The 15,595-nt window shown below is 68.6% G+C and carries 16 protein-coding genes and 1 tRNA gene; 9 read left to right on the forward strand and 8 right to left on the reverse strand.

Features of this window, described 5'->3' with window-relative positions:
• The first annotated feature begins 19 nt into the window (after positions 1-19).
• Both ACIPQB_RS02615 and ACIPQB_RS02620 read left to right on the forward strand, forming a co-directional pair.
• Positions 20-3,775 carry a beta strand repeat-containing protein gene (locus ACIPQB_RS02615; RefSeq protein ID WP_446483634.1) on the forward strand — a complete coding sequence of 1,252 codons (3,756 nt, stop codon included), beginning with the start codon at positions 20-22 and terminating at the stop codon, positions 3,773-3,775.
• Positions 3,776-3,943: 168 nt separating this feature from the next.
• Positions 3,944-4,084 carry a hypothetical protein gene (locus ACIPQB_RS02620; protein WP_446483635.1) on the forward strand — a complete coding sequence of 47 codons (141 nt, stop codon included), beginning with the start codon at positions 3,944-3,946 and terminating at the stop codon, positions 4,082-4,084.
• Between the two features lie 191 nt (positions 4,085-4,275).
• Here ACIPQB_RS02620 and ACIPQB_RS02625 read toward each other — a convergent pair.
• From ACIPQB_RS02625 to ACIPQB_RS02635, 3 genes are all read right to left on the reverse strand, one after another.
• Positions 4,276-4,352: transfer RNA gene (locus ACIPQB_RS02625), tRNA-Arg, on the reverse strand.
• A 72-nt stretch (positions 4,353-4,424) separates the two neighbouring features.
• Positions 4,425-5,741 (reverse strand): NCS2 family permease, encoded by a 1,317-nt coding sequence (locus ACIPQB_RS02630; RefSeq protein ID WP_446483636.1) that lies wholly within the window; start codon positions 5,739-5,741, stop codon positions 4,425-4,427.
• A gap of 3 nt (positions 5,742-5,744) precedes the next feature.
• A complete protein-coding gene (locus ACIPQB_RS02635) occupies positions 5,745-6,821 on the reverse strand; it encodes a purine nucleoside permease (RefSeq protein WP_446483637.1) in 1,077 nt (358 codons plus the stop codon).
• A gap of 241 nt (positions 6,822-7,062) precedes the next feature.
• Between ACIPQB_RS02635 and ACIPQB_RS02640 the strand changes: the two genes are divergently transcribed.
• On the forward strand, positions 7,063-7,962 hold the full coding sequence (locus ACIPQB_RS02640; protein ID WP_446483638.1) for a 5'-methylthioadenosine/S-adenosylhomocysteine nucleosidase: 900 nt from the start codon (positions 7,063-7,065) through the stop codon (positions 7,960-7,962).
• Here the strand turns inward: ACIPQB_RS02640 and ACIPQB_RS02645 are convergent.
• Positions 7,946-9,232 carry an RsmB/NOP family class I SAM-dependent RNA methyltransferase gene (locus ACIPQB_RS02645; protein ID WP_446483639.1) on the reverse strand — a complete coding sequence of 429 codons (1,287 nt, stop codon included), beginning with the start codon at positions 9,230-9,232 and terminating at the stop codon, positions 7,946-7,948. The genes ACIPQB_RS02640 and ACIPQB_RS02645 overlap by 17 nt on opposite strands.
• A gap of 68 nt (positions 9,233-9,300) precedes the next feature.
• Between ACIPQB_RS02645 and ACIPQB_RS02650 the strand changes: the two genes are divergently transcribed.
• Complete coding sequence (locus tag ACIPQB_RS02650) at positions 9,301-9,501, forward strand: DUF1674 domain-containing protein (protein WP_446483640.1); 201 nt, start codon at positions 9,301-9,303, stop codon at positions 9,499-9,501.
• 304 nt (positions 9,502-9,805) lie between these two features.
• Positions 9,806-10,297: a lysozyme inhibitor LprI family protein gene (locus tag ACIPQB_RS02655; protein ID WP_446483641.1), complete on the forward strand. Its 492-nt coding sequence runs from the start codon at positions 9,806-9,808 to the stop codon at positions 10,295-10,297.
• Positions 10,298-10,386: 89 nt separating this feature from the next.
• Here the strand turns inward: ACIPQB_RS02655 and pyrF are convergent, their stop codons facing one another.
• Positions 10,387-11,076: an orotidine-5'-phosphate decarboxylase gene (gene pyrF, locus ACIPQB_RS02660; RefSeq protein WP_446483642.1), complete on the reverse strand. Its 690-nt coding sequence runs from the start codon at positions 11,074-11,076 to the stop codon at positions 10,387-10,389.
• 85 nt (positions 11,077-11,161) lie between these two features.
• On the opposite strand from pyrF, the gene ACIPQB_RS02665 reads away from it, so the two are divergent.
• The 3 genes from ACIPQB_RS02665 (at position 11,162) to ACIPQB_RS02675 (ending at position 12,936) form a co-directional block, all read left to right on the forward strand.
• Entirely contained in the window at positions 11,162-11,857 is a 696-nt protein-coding gene (locus ACIPQB_RS02665) for a MarC family protein (protein WP_446483643.1), read from the forward strand.
• A gap of 96 nt (positions 11,858-11,953) precedes the next feature.
• The gene (parS, locus tag ACIPQB_RS02670) at positions 11,954-12,433 is read left to right on the forward strand and encodes a type II RES/Xre toxin-antitoxin system antitoxin (RefSeq protein ID WP_446483644.1); all 480 of its coding nucleotides are present in this window, start codon (positions 11,954-11,956) and stop codon (positions 12,431-12,433) included.
• The gene (locus ACIPQB_RS02675) at positions 12,430-12,936 is read left to right on the forward strand and encodes an RES family NAD+ phosphorylase (protein WP_446483645.1); all 507 of its coding nucleotides are present in this window, start codon (positions 12,430-12,432) and stop codon (positions 12,934-12,936) included. The genes parS and ACIPQB_RS02675 overlap by 4 nt, the downstream gene beginning before the upstream one ends.
• 5 nt (positions 12,937-12,941) lie before the next feature.
• Here the strand turns inward: ACIPQB_RS02675 and ACIPQB_RS02680 are convergent, their stop codons facing one another.
• Positions 12,942-13,742, reverse strand: coding sequence for an SDR family NAD(P)-dependent oxidoreductase (locus tag ACIPQB_RS02680; RefSeq protein WP_446483646.1), 801 nt, complete (start codon positions 13,740-13,742; stop codon positions 12,942-12,944).
• 176 nt (positions 13,743-13,918) lie between these two features.
• On the reverse strand, positions 13,919-14,524 hold the full coding sequence (locus tag ACIPQB_RS02685) for a flavodoxin family protein (RefSeq protein ID WP_446483647.1): 606 nt from the start codon (positions 14,522-14,524) through the stop codon (positions 13,919-13,921).
• Between the two features lie 20 nt (positions 14,525-14,544).
• On the opposite strand from ACIPQB_RS02685, the gene ACIPQB_RS02690 reads away from it, so the two are divergent.
• Complete coding sequence (locus tag ACIPQB_RS02690; RefSeq protein WP_446483648.1) at positions 14,545-15,045, forward strand: hypothetical protein; 501 nt, start codon at positions 14,545-14,547, stop codon at positions 15,043-15,045.
• On the opposite strand, the gene ACIPQB_RS02695 is transcribed toward ACIPQB_RS02690, so the two are convergent.
• The gene (locus ACIPQB_RS02695) at positions 15,042-15,482 is read right to left on the reverse strand and encodes an Rrf2 family transcriptional regulator (protein WP_446483649.1); all 441 of its coding nucleotides are present in this window, start codon (positions 15,480-15,482) and stop codon (positions 15,042-15,044) included. The two genes, ACIPQB_RS02690 and ACIPQB_RS02695, sit on opposite strands and share 4 nt — an antisense overlap.
• Positions 15,483-15,595 lie beyond the last annotated feature (113 nt).

The raw sequence follows: 15,595 nt of genomic DNA on the forward strand, positions 1-15,595 counted from the left end.
CTTCGTGTGGAGAGTAAGCATGTACGTGAAAAACTTCGGCTCCGGTGACGACATCTATGCTGGCGACGAAGGCCCGCCCAACACCGCCCCCGGAGCGCCAACCGACAGCGACAGCGCCGCTAACATTCTCGCCGAGGGCGCGGCCACCGGCGCCGCCATCGCCGGCCTCGCGCTCGGAGCCTTCGACCCGGACGCCGGCCAGATCCTGATCTGGTCGCTGTTGGACGACGCGGACGGCCGTTTCGCCATCGACGCCGCGACCGGTGTCGTCACCGTTGCCGACGCCTCCAAGCTGAACTTCGAGACCGCGACTTCACACCAGATCATCGTGCAGGTGAGCGACGGGACGGCGACCTCTTCGGCCAGCTTCACCATCGACGTGGCCAATGTTGCGCCTTCCGCTCCGGCGGACCTCAACCCGGACGCCAACACGGTGTCCGAGGACGCCGCCAACGGCGCGGTCGTGACCGGCCTGACGATCGCCGCCGCCGATCCGAATGGCGGCCTCAGCTACAGCCTGATCGACGACGCGGGCGGCCGCTTCGCCATTGACGCCGCGACCGGCGTCGTCACCGTGGTCAACGCCAGCCTGCTCGACTACGACGCCGCCGCTTCGCACCAGATCACCGTGCGCGCCAGCGACGGGACCGCCGACGCGGCGACGGACACCACGTTCACCATTGAGGTGGTCAACGCCGCGCCGACGACGCCGACCGACGCCGACACGGCCATCAACGCCGTCTCCGAGGGCGCCGCCAATGGCGACTTGGTCGGGGTGACAGCCTCGGCGAGCGAGCCGAAGACGGGGGCGGTGACCTATAGCCTCGCCGATGACGCCGGCGGCCGGTTCGCCATCGACGGGGCCACGGGCGTGGTCACCGTGGCCGACGCCACCAAGCTGAACTTCGAGACGGCGGCCTCCCACCAGATCACCGTGCATGCCACGGACGCACAGGGCGCCTTCAGCAGCCAGGCCTTCACCATCGCCGTGACCAACGACGCCAACGACGCTCCAGCCGATGGCGACTCCACCGCCAACACCATTTCCGAGGGCGCGACGAACGGCGCTGTCGTGGCGGGCCTGTCGATCAGCGCCGCCGACGTCAATGGCGGTCCGCTGGTCTACAGCTTGCTCGATAATGCCGGCGGCCGCTTCGCCATCAACGCTTCAACGGGCGTTGTGACCGTGGCCAACGCCAACCTGCTGAACTACGAGGCGGCGACCTCGCATCAGATCATCGTCCAGGCCGGCAGCGGCTCGGCGTCGGCGAGCGCCGCTTTCACCATCGACGTGCTCAACGCCGCGCCCGCCACGCCGACCGACACCAACGGCGCCCCGACCCTGGTGTCCGAACACGCGACGACCGGGACCGTGGTCGGCGGCCTGAGCATCGCCGCGCCCGACCCGCACGGCGGGACGGTGACCTACAGCCTGACCAACGACGCCGGCGGCCGCTTCGCCATCAACGCCACGACCGGCGTCGTCACCGTGGCCAACGCCAGCCTGCTCGACCACGACACCCAGGCCAGCCAGACGATCACGGTCCAGGCCTCGGACGGTTCGCTGGCCAGCATGGGCAATGTCGTCGTCAACCTGATCGACGAGATCGACACCTACTGGACCGGCACGACGGGCAACGACGCCTTCACCGTGCCCGACGTCCAGGACTGGCAGCTCAGCGGGGGCGTGGGCCGGGACACCCTGACCGGCGGCGTCGGGGACGACATCATCATCGGCGGCTATGACGACGACACCCTGATCGGGGGCGCCGGCAACGACACCTTCCTGATCGGTCGCGACGAGGGCTGGGACGCCGTCGACGGCGGCTCCGGCACGGACACCATCCGGTTCACCGCCAGCAACGCTGTCGTCAACTTCCGGTCCCTGGCAGGGATCGAGGCCGTCAACACCGGCGGGTTCACGAACGTCGGCTTCCTGGGCGGCGATCGTAACGATCTGCTCGATTTCAGCGGCGTGACCAGCACCGGCACGATCACCATCGCCGGCGGCGAAGGCCACGACACGATCTACGGCACCAACGGGCCCGACCTCCTGTACGGCCAGAACGGCAATGACACGATCTTCGGCCTGGACGGCGCCGACACCATCGTCGGCGGCGCCGGCAACAACGCCCTGTACGGCGGCGGCGGCGGCGACCTGTTCCTGATCGACGACAGCTCGGGCCAGAACGTCTTCGACGGCGGGGCCGGCTACGACGAAATCCGAGCCACGACCCGGAACACGATGATCGCCATTTCGACGCTGACCGGCATTGAGAAGATCAGCTCCGGCGGCTTCGCCAACGTCCAGATCGGGTTGGCGAACCTGCTGTCCTACGCCAATTGGGACTTCACCAACGTCGAGCTCAGCGGGATCACGCTGATCTCCGGCGGCGTCCAGGCCGACACCATCATCGGCGGCGCGGGCAATGATGTGATCTTCGGCAATCCCGGCCCGGACACTCTCAAGGGCGGGCTGGGCGATGACACCTTCTTGTACGGCCTCGCCGAGTCCACGCTGCGCTTCGACACCGTCGACGGCGGGGCCGGCTGGGACAAGCTGCTCGCCAACGCCAACGGGGCGACCTTCGAAATCGCGTCGATGGCCGGCATCGAGGAAATCTCCACGGGCGGCTTCAGCGGCGTCAACCTCGTCAGCTCCACGGCCGCCGACACGATCGACCTGCGCTCCGTCGTCGTCACGGGGAGCCTTAACCTCGTCCACCTGAATGGCGGCGACGACACCTTCTACGGCACGGCGGGCGCGGACGTCGTCGATGGCGGCACGGGCAACGACTACATCGATACCGGAGCTGGCGACGACACCATCTTGGTCAACACCAATCAGGGCCTGGACGTCATCCATGCCGGAAGCGGCTACGACAAGCTGGTGTCCACGGATTCCAACGTCTGGATCATCTTCAACACCTTCGACGGGATCGAGGAGATCCAGGGCGTCAACATCGCCAACACGAAGATCGTCGGCACGGCGAATGACGACGTGATCGACCTGCGCAACATCGTCGTCAGCCGGGTTGAGTGGATCAGTGGAGACGATGGCAATGACACCATTTACGGCTCCCAAGGCGCCGACAACCTGATCGGCGCCGCCGGCACGGACACCATCTACGGCGCGGGTGGCGACGACAAGATCAGCTTCTATCAGGGCGCCGGAACCGACGTGGTCGACGGCGGCGCCGGCTACGACACCCTGGTCGCCGCCTCCGACTATGCGATCATCGGCATCAGCGCGATGACCAGCATCGAGGCCATCACAGCCGAAAGCGTCAACGGCACCAGCCACACCGGCATGGCCTTCACCGACAATGCCGACAACTTCGACCTTTCGGCGATCGCGGTCTCGGGGATCACCTTTACCGACCTGAAGGCGGGAGACGACATCTTCGTGGGTTCTTCCGCGGGGGAGCGCATCATCGGCGGTCTCGGTCATGACACGGTGACCGGCGGCGGCGGGGCCGACAACTTCGACTTCAACGCGGTGGCCGAGATCGACCACGATGTGATCATCGATTTCCTCAGCGGCACGGACCGGATCGATCTTTCCACGATCGACGCGCGGACCAACGTCAACGAGGATCAGTCCTTCACCCTCATCGGGACTTCGGGCTTCACCGGCGTTTCGGGCCAGTTGCGCTACGATGTCTCGGGCGGGGTCGCCACGGTGCAGGGCGACGTGAACGGAGACGGCCTCGCCGACTTCTACATCCACGTCAACGGCGTCAGCTCGCTGACCTCGGCTGACTTCTTCCTGTAGCCGGCGACACCGAGGGCCACGGGCCGTGATCCTCATCCGGGCCAGCCTTGGATTTCCTAAGGCTGGCCCGGAAACCGAGCCGAGATCTGCGGGCGGCCTGTCGATCAATTGGGAGTGCAGGTTTGAGATCCAGCCTCGACCAAACAACATGCACTACACGCGCCACGCTTGGACCTTCATCTCTGCGATGGTCTGGCGCAAATCATTGTTGTCATGAGCTTTGTCGGCCAGGACAACCTCGCACTCAAAGCCGTCGAGCAGAGCCTTGGCGGTGAGGCGGTCGTGCCGCTGACCGGCGGAGAACTATGAGTGGCCTCTAGCGGTCTAGCCCGGCATTCCGCGACGCCAGGGCCTGAGGCCCGGCTGAAAGTCATGCTTTTAACGCGGCTTTTATGGGCCTCTGAGCCGGAATCCACCGCGTCAGGGCTGCCCCACAAGTAGGCTATCGCCTGCATCGCTGCGACTACTGGCGACTTATGCGTTAATTTTATTGAAGAATTTGGCGCACCCGACACGATTCGAACGTGTGACCTTTGCCTTCGGAGGGCAACGCTCTATCCAGCTGAGCTACGGGTGCTTCCGTCTTGCGGAAGCGCGGTCTTAGCCGAAAGGCTGCGCCGGCGCAAACGGGTCTTTGTCGGTTCTTGGCTCAGCCTTTCGCCAGATAGATGAAGCGGACGACGAACAGGACCGCCAGCACCAGCAGCAGCCAGTCGCCCTTGCGGATCTTGCCGGTCAGCAGCTTGAGGACCGCATAGCTGGTGATGCCGAAGGCCAGGCCGTTGGCGATCGAGAAGGTCAGCGGGATGGTGATCAGGGTCAGGAAGGCCGGAATGGCCGCGGTCGGGTCGGCCCAGTCGATGTCGACCAGGCTGCCGATCATCATCGCCCCGACCAGGATCAGGGCCGGGGCGGTGGCCGCCGTCGGGATGGCCTGGACCAGGGGGGCGAAGAACAGGGTGGCCAGGAACAGCAGGCCGACGACCACGGCGGTCAGGCCGGTGCGGCCGCCGGCGGTGACGCCCGAGGCGCTCTCGATATAGCTGACCACGGTGCTGGTGCCGGCCGCGGCCCCGATCATGGTCGCCGCCGAATCGGCCAGCAGGATGCGGTTGAGGCGCGGAATCGAGCCGTCCGGCGCCTGCAGGCCCGCCTTCTTGCTGACCGCCACCAGGGTGCCGACATTGTCGAACAGGTCGACGAACAGGAAGACGAAGACGATCTCCAGCATCGCCAGACCGAGACCCCCCTTCAGGTTGAAGGCGCCGGTGATGTCCATCTTGAAGGCGGTGGCGCTCAGCTCGGCCAGGCTGGAGGTCGCCGGCGCGATCTTGGCCAGGCCCAGGGCCCAGCCGGCGACCGTCGCCAGCAGGATGCCGATCAGGATGGCGCCCTTGACCCGCCAGGCCTGCAGCACGGCGATCAGCACCAGGCCGAGGATGGCGACGACGGCGGTCGGGGTGGTCAGGTCGCCCAGGCCGACGGTGGTGGCGGGGCTGGCGACGATGATGCCGGCCTCCTTCAGGCCGATGAAGGCGATGAACAGCCCGACCCCGGCGGCGACGGCCGAGAACAGCGGCTTGGGAATGGCCCCGACGATCATCTGCCGCACCCCGGCCAGGGTCAGGATCAGGAAGGCCAGGCCCGACAGGAAGACGCAGCCCAGGGCCACCTGCCAGGGCACGCCCATGCCCTTGACGACGGTGAAGGTGAAATAGGCGTTCAGGCCCATGCCGGGGGCCAGGGCCAGCGGATAGTTGGCGATCAGCCCCATCAGGATCGAGCCGAAGCCGGCGGCCAGGCAGGTGGCGGCGGCCACGGCGGCGACCGGCATGCCGGTCTGGCTCAGGATCGCCGGATTGACCACGACGATATAGGCCATGGTCACGAAGGTGGTCAGGCCGGCCAGCACCTCGGTGCGGACGTCGGTGCCCTGGGCCTTGAGGCCGAAATAGCGTTCGAGCATGGTTTAGCGGCTCCCGCCGGCGGCGGCTGAGGGAAGGACGGTCGCGTAGCGGTCCCAATGGGCGGTCAGTTCGCGAACCACGACGCCGCCGACCCGGAAGGTGGCGGCGAAGGCGGCCGCGGCGCCCTCGTGGTGGAACACGCGGGGGAAGCTGGGCTGGCCGAGCGGCGGGCGCGAATAGTTGCTGGCGGTGCGCAGCACCAGCACGCGGCGGCGGTCGATCCGGCCGCTGGCGGCGTGGGCGTCGAGCACGTCGAGGATCCCCTGGTCTTCGCAGTCGGTCATGGTGAAGGTTCCCGCCCCGTCGGTCCAGAGCCTGACCCAGTCCTCCGCCCATTGGGTGCGGTGGGCGCCATGCCAGAACCGCACCGTGCCCAGGGCGTCGCCCTGCAGCACGAACGGCGGCCGCTGGCCTTGCGGCTCGCCGACATAGCCGGCCCGCAGAGCCTGCAGGCCGGCGGAGTCGGGCAGGCGGACGTCGCGGGTCAGGCCATAGGCCCAGTCGACCAGACCGGGATCGAGCTTCCAGACCATGGCGCTGGAGCCCTGGGCGTCGCCCTTGACGTTCGGGCGCTCGCTGTCCAGCGAATAGAGGCCGTAGGGCCAGTCGGCCGGGATTTCGCGATCGTCGACCTCGTAGATCGGGTCGGCGTCGACCACATAGCGCGCCCAGGCGGCGCTGCCGACCGAGGCGGCCTTCGGATCGACCCCGGCGATGCCGCTGACGATCCAGTAGGCCTTGGACAGGTCGAACTGCGGCGACAGGATCAGGGCCGCGACGCTGTCGCGAGCCCGGCCGCGCATGTCGCTGACGATGGCCAGCACCCCGTCGTCGGAATAGCGGGCCGGGTGGCGGACGCCGGGAATGGTGATCTCGTGGGTCAGGGGCAGGCCCTCGACCCAGGGCTGGAACTCGCCGGCGACGTCGCCGGTGTCGGCCCCGATCTCGAAGGTGGTGACGATCACCACCTTGATCGGCAGGGGCCCGGCCGCCCGGGCCGAGGCGATTCCGCCCAGGCTCGAACCCAGGCCCAGGCCGATGGCCAGGGCCATGACCATCCGCAAACACCATCGACCCATGCCGTCCCCGCCTTCAAAAACTGGCGGAGAAAATCGACCGTCGAAGCGCGCAATGCAATCGGTGAAGCTCGAAGCGGCGCGACTTTGCCGTCGATGCGTCCGGCTGCGGCGACGCCGGCGCCCGGCGCCCGCTCAGGGACTTTTCGGCCGCAGCCACGATCCAAAGCGGCGCCGGGCTCGCCTCGAAGCCCGGCACGTGGCTAGGGTGACGCCGAATCGCTCCCGCCTCGAAAGCCCGTCCATGCGCCTTGTCCTGACGTTTCTGCTCCTGGCCTTTGCGCCGCTCCCCGCCCTGGCCGCGCCGCTGCTGGACGCGACGCCGCGCACCGCGGTGATCAGCGCCTTCCCGCCCGAGCTGGTCGCCCTGGAGGCCGCGACCAGCGACCGTCACGAGTACGCCGCCGCCGGGGTCCGCTATGTCACCGGCGTGCTGGAGGGCAAGCCGGTGGTGCTGTTTCTCAGCGGGGTCAGCATGGTCAACGCCGCCATGACCACCCAGGCGGCTCTCGACCGTTTCCAGATCACGCGGATCGTGTTTTCGGGCGTGGCCGGCGGGGCCGATCCGCAGCTGGACGTCGGCGACGTCATCGCCCCGGAGACCTGGGCCCAGTCGTCGGAAATGGCCTATGCCCGGGAGATCCCCGGCGGCTTTGCGCCGCCGCAGGGCCTGACCGCCGGCCTGCCGGCCTTCGGCATGATGTATCCGCGCCCGGTCCGGGCCCAGCGCGATCCGGCCCAGCCGCCGGAAGAGCACCTGTCGTTCCCGGCCGACCCCGCCCTGCTGGCGGTGGCCCGCCGGGTCGCCGAGCGGGTCACCCTGCAACGCTGCGCCGCCGACCAGTGCCTGGCCAAGCCGCCGAAGGTGGTGGTGGGCGGGGCCGGGGCGTCCGGGCCGGTGTTTGTCGACAACGCCGCCTTCCGCCAGTACGCCCACGCGACGTTCGGGGCCCGGGTGCTGGACATGGAGAGCGCCGCGGTCGCCCAGGTGGCCTATGTCAACGGCACGCCGTTCATCGCCTTCCGCAGCCTGTCGGACCTGGCCGGCGGCGATCCGGCCGGCAATCAGTTCCCGATCTTCCTGCGCTTTGCGGCGGCCAACAGCGCCACGGTGGTCAAGGCCTTCGTCAAGGCGCTGCCTTGACGAACCGGGCGGCGAAGAAGCCGTCCAGGCCGCCCTCGCGGTGGTGGGGCAGGATGCGCAGAGTCCCGCGGGCCGTCAGGCTGGCGGCGGGCGCGCCGCCCTCTTCCGAGGCGATCGGGTCCAGCGCCATGTCCGGACGGCGGGCCAGAAAGGCCTCGACCTGGGCCTCGCCCTCTTCCGGTTCGAGCGAGCAGACGCAATAGACCAGGCGGCCGCCGAGCGATAGGCGGCCGGCGGCGCTGTCGAGCAGGCGGCTCTGGACGACGGCCAGGCTGGCCACGTCGCCGGGGCGGGCGGCCCACAGCACGTCGGGATGGCGGCGGAAGGTGCCGGTGGCCGAGCAGGGGGCGTCCAGCAGCACGGCGTCGAAGGTCCGCTCGTCCTCCCAGGCCCCGGCGTCGGCGGCGACCACCTCGGCGGTCAGGTTCAGGCGGGCCAGGTTCTCGGTGACCCGGACCAGGCGGGCGGCCGAGCGGTCGACGGCCACGGTCCGGGCGCCGGCGGCGGCCAGCTGCAGGGTCTTGCCGCCGGGGGCGGCGCAGAGGTCGAGCGCGGTCTCGCCGGGCTGGAGGCGCAGCAGCCGGGCCGGGATGGCGGCGGCGGCGTCCTGCACCCACCAGACACCGTCCTCGAAGGCGGGCCAGGCCGAGACGTCGCCGCGTCGCTCGGTGCGCAGCGTGCCGCCCGGCAGGATCTCGCCCTCGAGCTCGGCCGCCAGGGCGGCCGCGTCGGCGCCGGGCTTCAGCGACAGGTCGGTGGCCGGCTCGAAGCCGATCTGGGCGGCGACGGCGTCGGCCGTGTCCTTGCCCCAGGCGCCGACCCAGCGGGCGTAGAGCCAGGGCGGGGCCAGGTGCTCGGCGGCGTCCGACAGCGCGCCGTCGCGCAGCAGGCCGCGCAGCACGGCGTTGACCAAGCCCTTGAACGGGCGGCTGGCCTTGTTGGCGTTGGCCAGTTCGACGCTGGTGGCGACGGCGGCGAAGGCGGGGACCTCCAGGAAGAAGGCCTGGGTCGCGCCCAGGCGCAGCAGGTTGCGCACCCGCGGCGGCGGCTCCTTGGCCAGCTTGCCGGCCAGGGCGCGGTCGATCGGGCCCAGATGGCGCAGGGCGGCCATGGCCAGGGCGCGGGCGAAGGCCCGCTCGCGCGGCTCCAGAAAGCGGAAGGCGTTGGCCGAGGCGGCTTCGTCGAGACCGCCGCGCCGCGACAGGGCCGCGTCGATGAGGGCGAGGGCGCCTTCCCGGGCGGGGAGGCCGTCATTGAGTTCCTGAGTCACCGCCTCGCCGTGCCCCGAGGCGACGGCGAGCGCAAGCTTTTTGGCGCGAAGAGTGGTAGGAAGACGCCATGTCCGAGACCGACCTGCCGCCCGGCGCGGCCCCCGACAAGCCCCTGACCGCCGCCGCCCGGCGCGCGCTGGAGGAGGCGGCCGCCCGTCGCGCCGAAGCCCAGGCCGCCGCCCTGCCGACCGAGGAAGGCGGCCGCGACGGCCCGGAGCCGACGCGGTTCGGCGACTGGGAACGCAAGGGCGTGGCGGTGGATTTCTAGGACCGCCCAGCGGTGGCCTTGTAAATCAAAAGGCTGATTTTCGATTTACAGGAATGGTCGTCGCGGGGCGGCTTGGCCGGTTCGGGAGCGCTCCAGCGTCAGGCCGCCTGTGGCCAAGGGGCCGTTTTCCTGAGCTGCGCCGATTTCCGGCTTCGACCCAAGTCGGACCTTCTGTCCCATCGGCTTTTACAGCCTTGTGTCGAGGTCAAATTTCGAGGCGAGCCTTATTTTCTGAGCGCCCTCATTCCCCCTTAACCTACCCAAGGTAGTGTTTTAGACTGAAAATTTCGTTTCGAGCCGATCGATGAGCAAGCTTCTTCTCCCCCTCTTTATTTGCTTACTTTCGACAGCTGCCTCGGCTGCTTCTCAGGAAAGTGAATGGCCGGAAGGCAGCGCAATGCGTGTCGGTGAGGTCGAAGTGCAGCGGCGTGACCAAGCCGGGGATGTTCTGGCTAGAGAGGAAAGAAAGCTTCTGCGGCTCATCTCAAGGGCCGGTGAGGCATCGCCGCAAGGCCATGCTGACACCAGACTCGTCGCCGCGTTGAAGGCGCAGCAATTAGCCTGGAAGCGCTATGTCCCCGGGGAATGCGAAGTGGCTGGATCCTTGACTGGCGCAGGCGGAACATGGCCATCGACCTACGCCGTCAAGTGCGAAGCCAATCTGACGGAAAACAGAGTCCTGAGAACGCGGGCGGCGATCCATTGCGTGGAGAAAATAGCTCCAACGTCGCGCTGGCTGGATCAAAATCATTGTCTCTATCAACTGATGCCGCTGGCCGTTCCCCTTCGGCCATAGGCGAGAAGCGTCCGACAACCACCCTTCTGCGAAGATGAAATCGTCCGCTTATCGGCCGTGAGGCGCAGCCGCCCTCCAGATGAACGCCTTTAAACCTCCGTCATCTCCGCCACCACCTTCAGCGCGGCCTCGCGCGGATCGTTGGCCGCCGTGATCGGGCGGCCGCAGACCAGGTGGCTGGCGCCGGCCCGCAGGGCGTCGGCCGGTGTGGCGGCGCGGGCCTGGTCGTTCTTGGCCGACCAGAACGGCCGCACCCCCGGCGTCACCACCAGAAAGTCGGGACCGGCGATCTCGCGGGCCAAGGCAGCCTCCTGCGGCGAGGAGACGATGCCGTCGACGCCGCAGTCCACCGCCTGGCGGATTCGCCGCGCGACCAGTTCCCGGGCGGAAAAGGCGTAGCCCAGCTCGATCAGGTCGGCGTCGGTCAGGCTGGTCAGCACGGTGACGGCGAGGATCTTCAGGTCCGAGCCGGCCTTGGCCTTGACCGCCGCGGCCATCACCTGCGGCTCGGCATGGACGGTCAGCAGGTCGCAGCCGGCCCCGGCCAGCACCCGGGCCGAGCGCTCGACGGTGGCGCCGATGTCGTGCAGCTTCCAGTCCAGGAACACCGACTTGCCTTCGCGCTTCAGGTCGCGGGCCAGGGCCATGCCGTCGGTGGCCAGCAGCTCAAGCCCGATCTTGTAGAACGAGGCGGCGTCGTCCAGCCGCTCGACCATGGCGCGGGCCTCGGCGACGCTGGGCAGGTCGAGCGGGATGATCAGGCGCGGATCGGCGGTCATGGGCGTTCCCCGGAGTGTGGCGCGCGGGGTCGCATCACCCTAAGAAGGATGCGGATCCGCGGGAATTGAAGGCTAAGCACCCCGAATGAGCCAGGCCGAACTCGCCGTCAACTTCTTCGTCGCCCTGTTCGCCCTGATCGACCCGATCGGCAACGTGCCGCTGTTCGCCGCGGCCACCCTGGGCGCAGCCGCCGCCGGCCGGCGGATGGTGGCGGTCTATATCGGCCTGTTCGTCGCCGCCTTCCTGATCTTCTTCTACTTCACCGGCGTCGGCCTGCTGGAGTTCTTCGGCATCTCGATGCCGGCCTTCCGCATCGCCGGCGGCATCATCCTGTTCATCCTGGGCCTGGACATGGTGCGCGACGACTTCACGACGATGTTCGCCGACGCCGCCGAAGGGATCGAAGGCCAGTCCGCCCGGGTCTACGCCAAGCAGCGTTTCGAGCGGCTGATCGTGCCGTTCGCCATGCCGCTGCTGATCGGGCCGGGGGCGATCTCGACGGTGATCATCTACGCCAGCGAGGCCAAGGCCCTGGGCCTGGCGGGGATGGCGATCGGCTGCGGGGTGATCGCCGCCGTGGCGGCGGTGTTGGTGGCCACCTTCTGGGCCTCGCCGATCATCAGCAAGGCGCTGGGCCGCATCGGCATGAGCATCGTGGTGCGGGTGCTGGGCCTGATCCTCTGCGCCCTGGCGGTGCAGTTCGTGCTGATCGGCGTCGGCGACGCGACGCGGGGCCTGATCCGGGCCGACGCCAAGGCGCCCTACGCCGAGCATCGCTGACGCCGTCGGCGCGGTGAGTCCGGTTCACACGGAAACGAAACTTGCCAGCGGTCGCGACAAGAGTCATTTATGTTGCGACAGATGACAGGACACTCCATGGCCGTCGCCGACAAGATCGAACGAACGGAGAGCGCGGGGCCGCGGCGGGTCGCCGACCTGCTTGGCGGCGCCCGCCTGCTGCATCACCGGATCGACACGCCTCTCGATGCGCACGACCTCATCGTCGGAGGCATGCCGGCCGGCGCGCTCAACCATCTGATGGACAAGTTGCTCACGGTTCGCCACGCGTCGGGGTTTGAAAAGGCTTTAGGGATGAGCTTGCGAACGCGGCAGCGTCGCAAGGATACGCCGGCCAAGGCCTTGAACGCCGAACAGGGCGGGCGGGTTTGGAAGTTCGCCGAGGTTCTGACCCGGGCGACCGACGTGTTCGGTTCTCAGTCGGAAGCCGAGCAATGGCTGGTTCGACCGGCCATGGGCCTGGACCAGCGGGCGCCGATCGAACTGCTGGCCAGCCCGGCCGGCGCCGAAGTGGTCGAGGATTTCCTGACGCGGATCGAATACGGCGCCTATACGTGACGCCGCTGCCCTCGACGCTCGGGCCCGGACCGCTGATGGCGTGGCGGCTGGACGAAGCGCGTTTCGCGGCGACCTGGGATACCGGCGAGGGCGCCTATCGCGGCGGCGGTCGCTGGAACAGCAAGGGCGTGCGGACCGTCTATTGCGCCATCGATCCGGCGACGGCGATCCTCGAAGTGGCGGTGCACAAGACCTTCGGCGCGCTCGACACCGTGCCTCATGTCCTGACGTCGCTGGAGATCCTGGATCCCGCCCAGGTTCATGTCGTGCAGCCGACGGCCGTGCCCAATCCCAACTGGCTGCGGCCGGGCTTGCCCGGCGCCGGCCAACAGGCCTTTGGCGACGCCCTGCTGGCGGCGCACCCCTTTGTGGTGATTCCCAGCGCGGTTTCGGCCCACAGCTGGAACCTGGTGTTCGTCGCCGCCAACGCCATGGGCCGCCACAAGATGGTCAGCCAGGAACCGTTCGCCCTCGACACCCGGCTGCATCCGCCTGCGCCATAGAGATCCTACACCTTCCGAAACCGTCCTCCCTGGCTGGCCATCAGCGCCAGGGCCCAGTCGTCGGGGATCAGCTTGGCCAGCACCGCGATGGCCTTGTTCGGCGCGCCGGGCACGCAGATCGGGCGGTTGGCCTCGGCGGCCTCGTAACCGGCGGCGGCGACCTCGTCGGCGCCCAGCCATAGCCAGGCCGGCAGCGACTGGCTGACCTGGGCCCGGGTGCCGTTGACGTCGTGGAACTCCGAATAGGTGAAGCCGGGGCAGAGCGCCGAGACATGGACGCCGGTCGCCTGGTTCTCCAGGTGCAGGCTCTGGGAGAACCTGACCAGGAAGCTCTTGGTCGCCGCATAGAGGGTGTGGCCGGCCGCGCCGGGCGCCAGACCGGCCAGGGAGGCGACATTGACGATGCGGCCATAGCCGCGCTCGACCATGCCCGGCAGCACCTTGTGGGTCAGGCCGCAGACCGAGGTCAGCATCACCTGCAGAAAGGCGCTCTGGTCGGCCCAGCTTGTGGCGGCGTAGGTTCCGGGCAGGCCGTAGCCGGCGTTGTTGACCAGGGCGTCGACCACCCGGCCCTGGGCCTCGATCCCGGCCAGCACCGCGTCCACCCCGTCGGGCTGGGCCAGGTCGGCGGCGATCGGATAGGCCTCGACGCCGAACCGCAGGCGGATCTCGGCGGCCAGGGCCTCCAGCCGGTCCAGCCGCCGCGCGGTCAGAGCCACGTCATAGCCATGGCCGGCGTAGATGCGGGCGAAGGCGGTCCCGATGCCGGCGGAGGCGCCGGTGATCAGGGCGAGGCGGCGGACCATGTGGCGGATGTCCAGGCGAGGATGCGAAACTTCGCCGGAGTCGAGCACGGCCGCCGATTTGGTTCAAGCCGGCCCGCGAGGGGAGGGGAACGCCGGGACTGGACGCTCCCCTCCGGCGGCGCCGCAGCGCCGCAGCCCGTCCTTCGGGCGGGGGGCAGGGAAGGACGGGTTTAGGCCTAGGCCGCTTCGCTGAGCGCCGGCTGGGCGCCGCGCGTCCAGCGCACGGCGGCTTCGGCCACGCGGACGCCGAGCAGGCGGGCGGTCTCGCGGTCGCCGGCCGGCGGGCTGATCTCAGGCGAGACGTTGTCGGACTGGGCGGCCAGGCCGATGAACGAGCCGACCCGGTTCAAGGTGTCCGGACCACGCTCGGCGGCGGTGACTCCGGGAGGGGCCAGGCCGAGGTTCACCCAGTTCATGCCGTGCTGGGCCGCCAGGATGGTCAGGCTGGCCAGGGCGTGAGCCTTGTCGCCCGAAAAGCTGTGCGAATTGGTGAAGCCGGCGGCCAGCTTGTCCTTCCAGGCGCCGGTGAAGAACGCGCTGGAGGTGGCGTCGGCGAAGACTTTGAACACGCCCGAGACGTCGCCCATATAGGTCGGGGCTCCGAACACCACGGCGTCGGCCTCGGTGATCTGGTCGATCAGCGGGGCGAAGTCCTGGGCGGCGCTTTCGATCTTCAGCAGGACCGCGGTCTGGCCGGCGTCGCGGACGCCCTCCGCGACCTTCTCGGCCAGGACGGCGGTGTGGCCGTAGCCCGAATGATAGACGATGGCGACTTTGCTCATGACGGTTGCCCTGAAATCGGTTGTCGTTCCAGAACTGGAACGGTGTCGATTACATATGCACGGTCGTCGACGGCGCCAGGGGATCGGCAACAAGATCGAGTGCAATTATTCTGAAGGCCCCTTCAGCGGAGGATAAAGGCGTCAATCTCAAGGGTCACGCGAAGCTCGACAAGAGGGGCGCGCGCCTTCAAGTTCAGCGCTTGTTTCGGGGAGTTCGCATGCCGTTTCTGAGATCGGCTTCGTTCGGTGGGCTGTTCACCGTCACCTTTACCATAGCGGCGACGTGCCAGGTGGCGTTCTCGCTGATGGGCCTGCTGATGGCCGCGACGGCGCCAGCCATGTTCAAGATGAACGGCGCGCCGGCCGCCAATCCGGGGCAGGCTTTGGGCGTGCTGGTCTTCCTGCTCGCGATCATGCTGGCGATGAACGCCGCCATGTCGGCGATCGGGGCGGGAATCTGGCTGCTGGCCCGTCGGGCCTTGCCAGCCGTCAAGCCAGCTCCGGACGCCGAGGTCTTCTAGGCCGCCGCCGACGCGACCTTGGCGCCGGAGAGCAGGTCGGCCACCGAGATGGCGGCCAGCCGTTCGGCCGCGGCGACATTGGCGGCCATCATGGCGGCGCTGACCGCCTCGGGAATCTTCTCGCCGACCGGGCAACCCTTGACGCCCGGCGGGGCGACGCCGAGGTGGGCGCAGCCGTTCACCGCCTTGAGCACCATGTCCAGCGTGATGGCCTCGGGCGGCTTGAGCAGCCAGGCCCCGCCGTTGGCCCCGGCCCGCGCGCCGATCAGCCCGGCCTTGCCCAACATTGCGGTCACCCGCCGCACGACCACGGGATTGGTCGGGATCGAGGCCGCCAGTTCGGCGCTGGCCACGGCGCGGTCGGCCGAAAAGGCGCTTTTATGCGCCAGATAGGCGAGGGTGTGGGCCGCGACGGGAAATTTCTGGCTATCGGACATTTTTTCTGTGGCAGGAGCCTAAGGGCATAGCGCGTGCGTTCAACCAAAAACTGTCTGGCGAGAATCCTCGCCGCCGCGCCGGTTCAGGTCGCGATTGAACCGGGAGAGGATTG

The sequence above is a fragment of the Caulobacter sp. LARHSG274 genome (assembly GCF_052871235.1).

What these genes read in the sequence shown, in the direction of transcription:
- ACIPQB_RS02655 (WP_446483641.1), top strand. Translation starts at nt 9,806, where the DNA reads ATGAGCAAGCTTCTTCTCCCCCTCTTTATTTGCTTACTTTCGACAGCT.
- ACIPQB_RS02615 (WP_446483634.1), top strand. Translation starts at nt 20, where the DNA reads ATGTACGTGAAAAACTTCGGCTCCGGTGACGACATCTATGCTGGCGAC.
- ACIPQB_RS02640 (WP_446483638.1), top strand. Translation starts at nt 7,063, where the DNA reads ATGCGCCTTGTCCTGACGTTTCTGCTCCTGGCCTTTGCGCCGCTCCCC.
- ACIPQB_RS02635 (WP_446483637.1), bottom strand. Translation starts at nt 6,821, where the DNA reads ATGGGTCGATGGTGTTTGCGGATGGTCATGGCCCTGGCCATCGGCCTG.
- ACIPQB_RS02695 (WP_446483649.1), bottom strand. Translation starts at nt 15,482, where the DNA reads ATGTCCGATAGCCAGAAATTTCCCGTCGCGGCCCACACCCTCGCCTAT.
- pyrF (WP_446483642.1), bottom strand. Translation starts at nt 11,076, where the DNA reads ATGACCGCCGATCCGCGCCTGATCATCCCGCTCGACCTGCCCAGCGTC.
- ACIPQB_RS02685 (WP_446483647.1), bottom strand. Translation starts at nt 14,524, where the DNA reads ATGAGCAAAGTCGCCATCGTCTATCATTCGGGCTACGGCCACACCGCC.
- ACIPQB_RS02650 (WP_446483640.1), top strand. Translation starts at nt 9,301, where the DNA reads ATGTCCGAGACCGACCTGCCGCCCGGCGCGGCCCCCGACAAGCCCCTG.
- ACIPQB_RS02630 (WP_446483636.1), bottom strand. Translation starts at nt 5,741, where the DNA reads ATGCTCGAACGCTATTTCGGCCTCAAGGCCCAGGGCACCGACGTCCGC.
- ACIPQB_RS02680 (WP_446483646.1), bottom strand. Translation starts at nt 13,742, where the DNA reads ATGGTCCGCCGCCTCGCCCTGATCACCGGCGCCTCCGCCGGCATCGGG.
- parS (WP_446483644.1), top strand. Translation starts at nt 11,954, where the DNA reads ATGGCCGTCGCCGACAAGATCGAACGAACGGAGAGCGCGGGGCCGCGG.
- ACIPQB_RS02665 (WP_446483643.1), top strand. Translation starts at nt 11,162, where the DNA reads ATGAGCCAGGCCGAACTCGCCGTCAACTTCTTCGTCGCCCTGTTCGCC.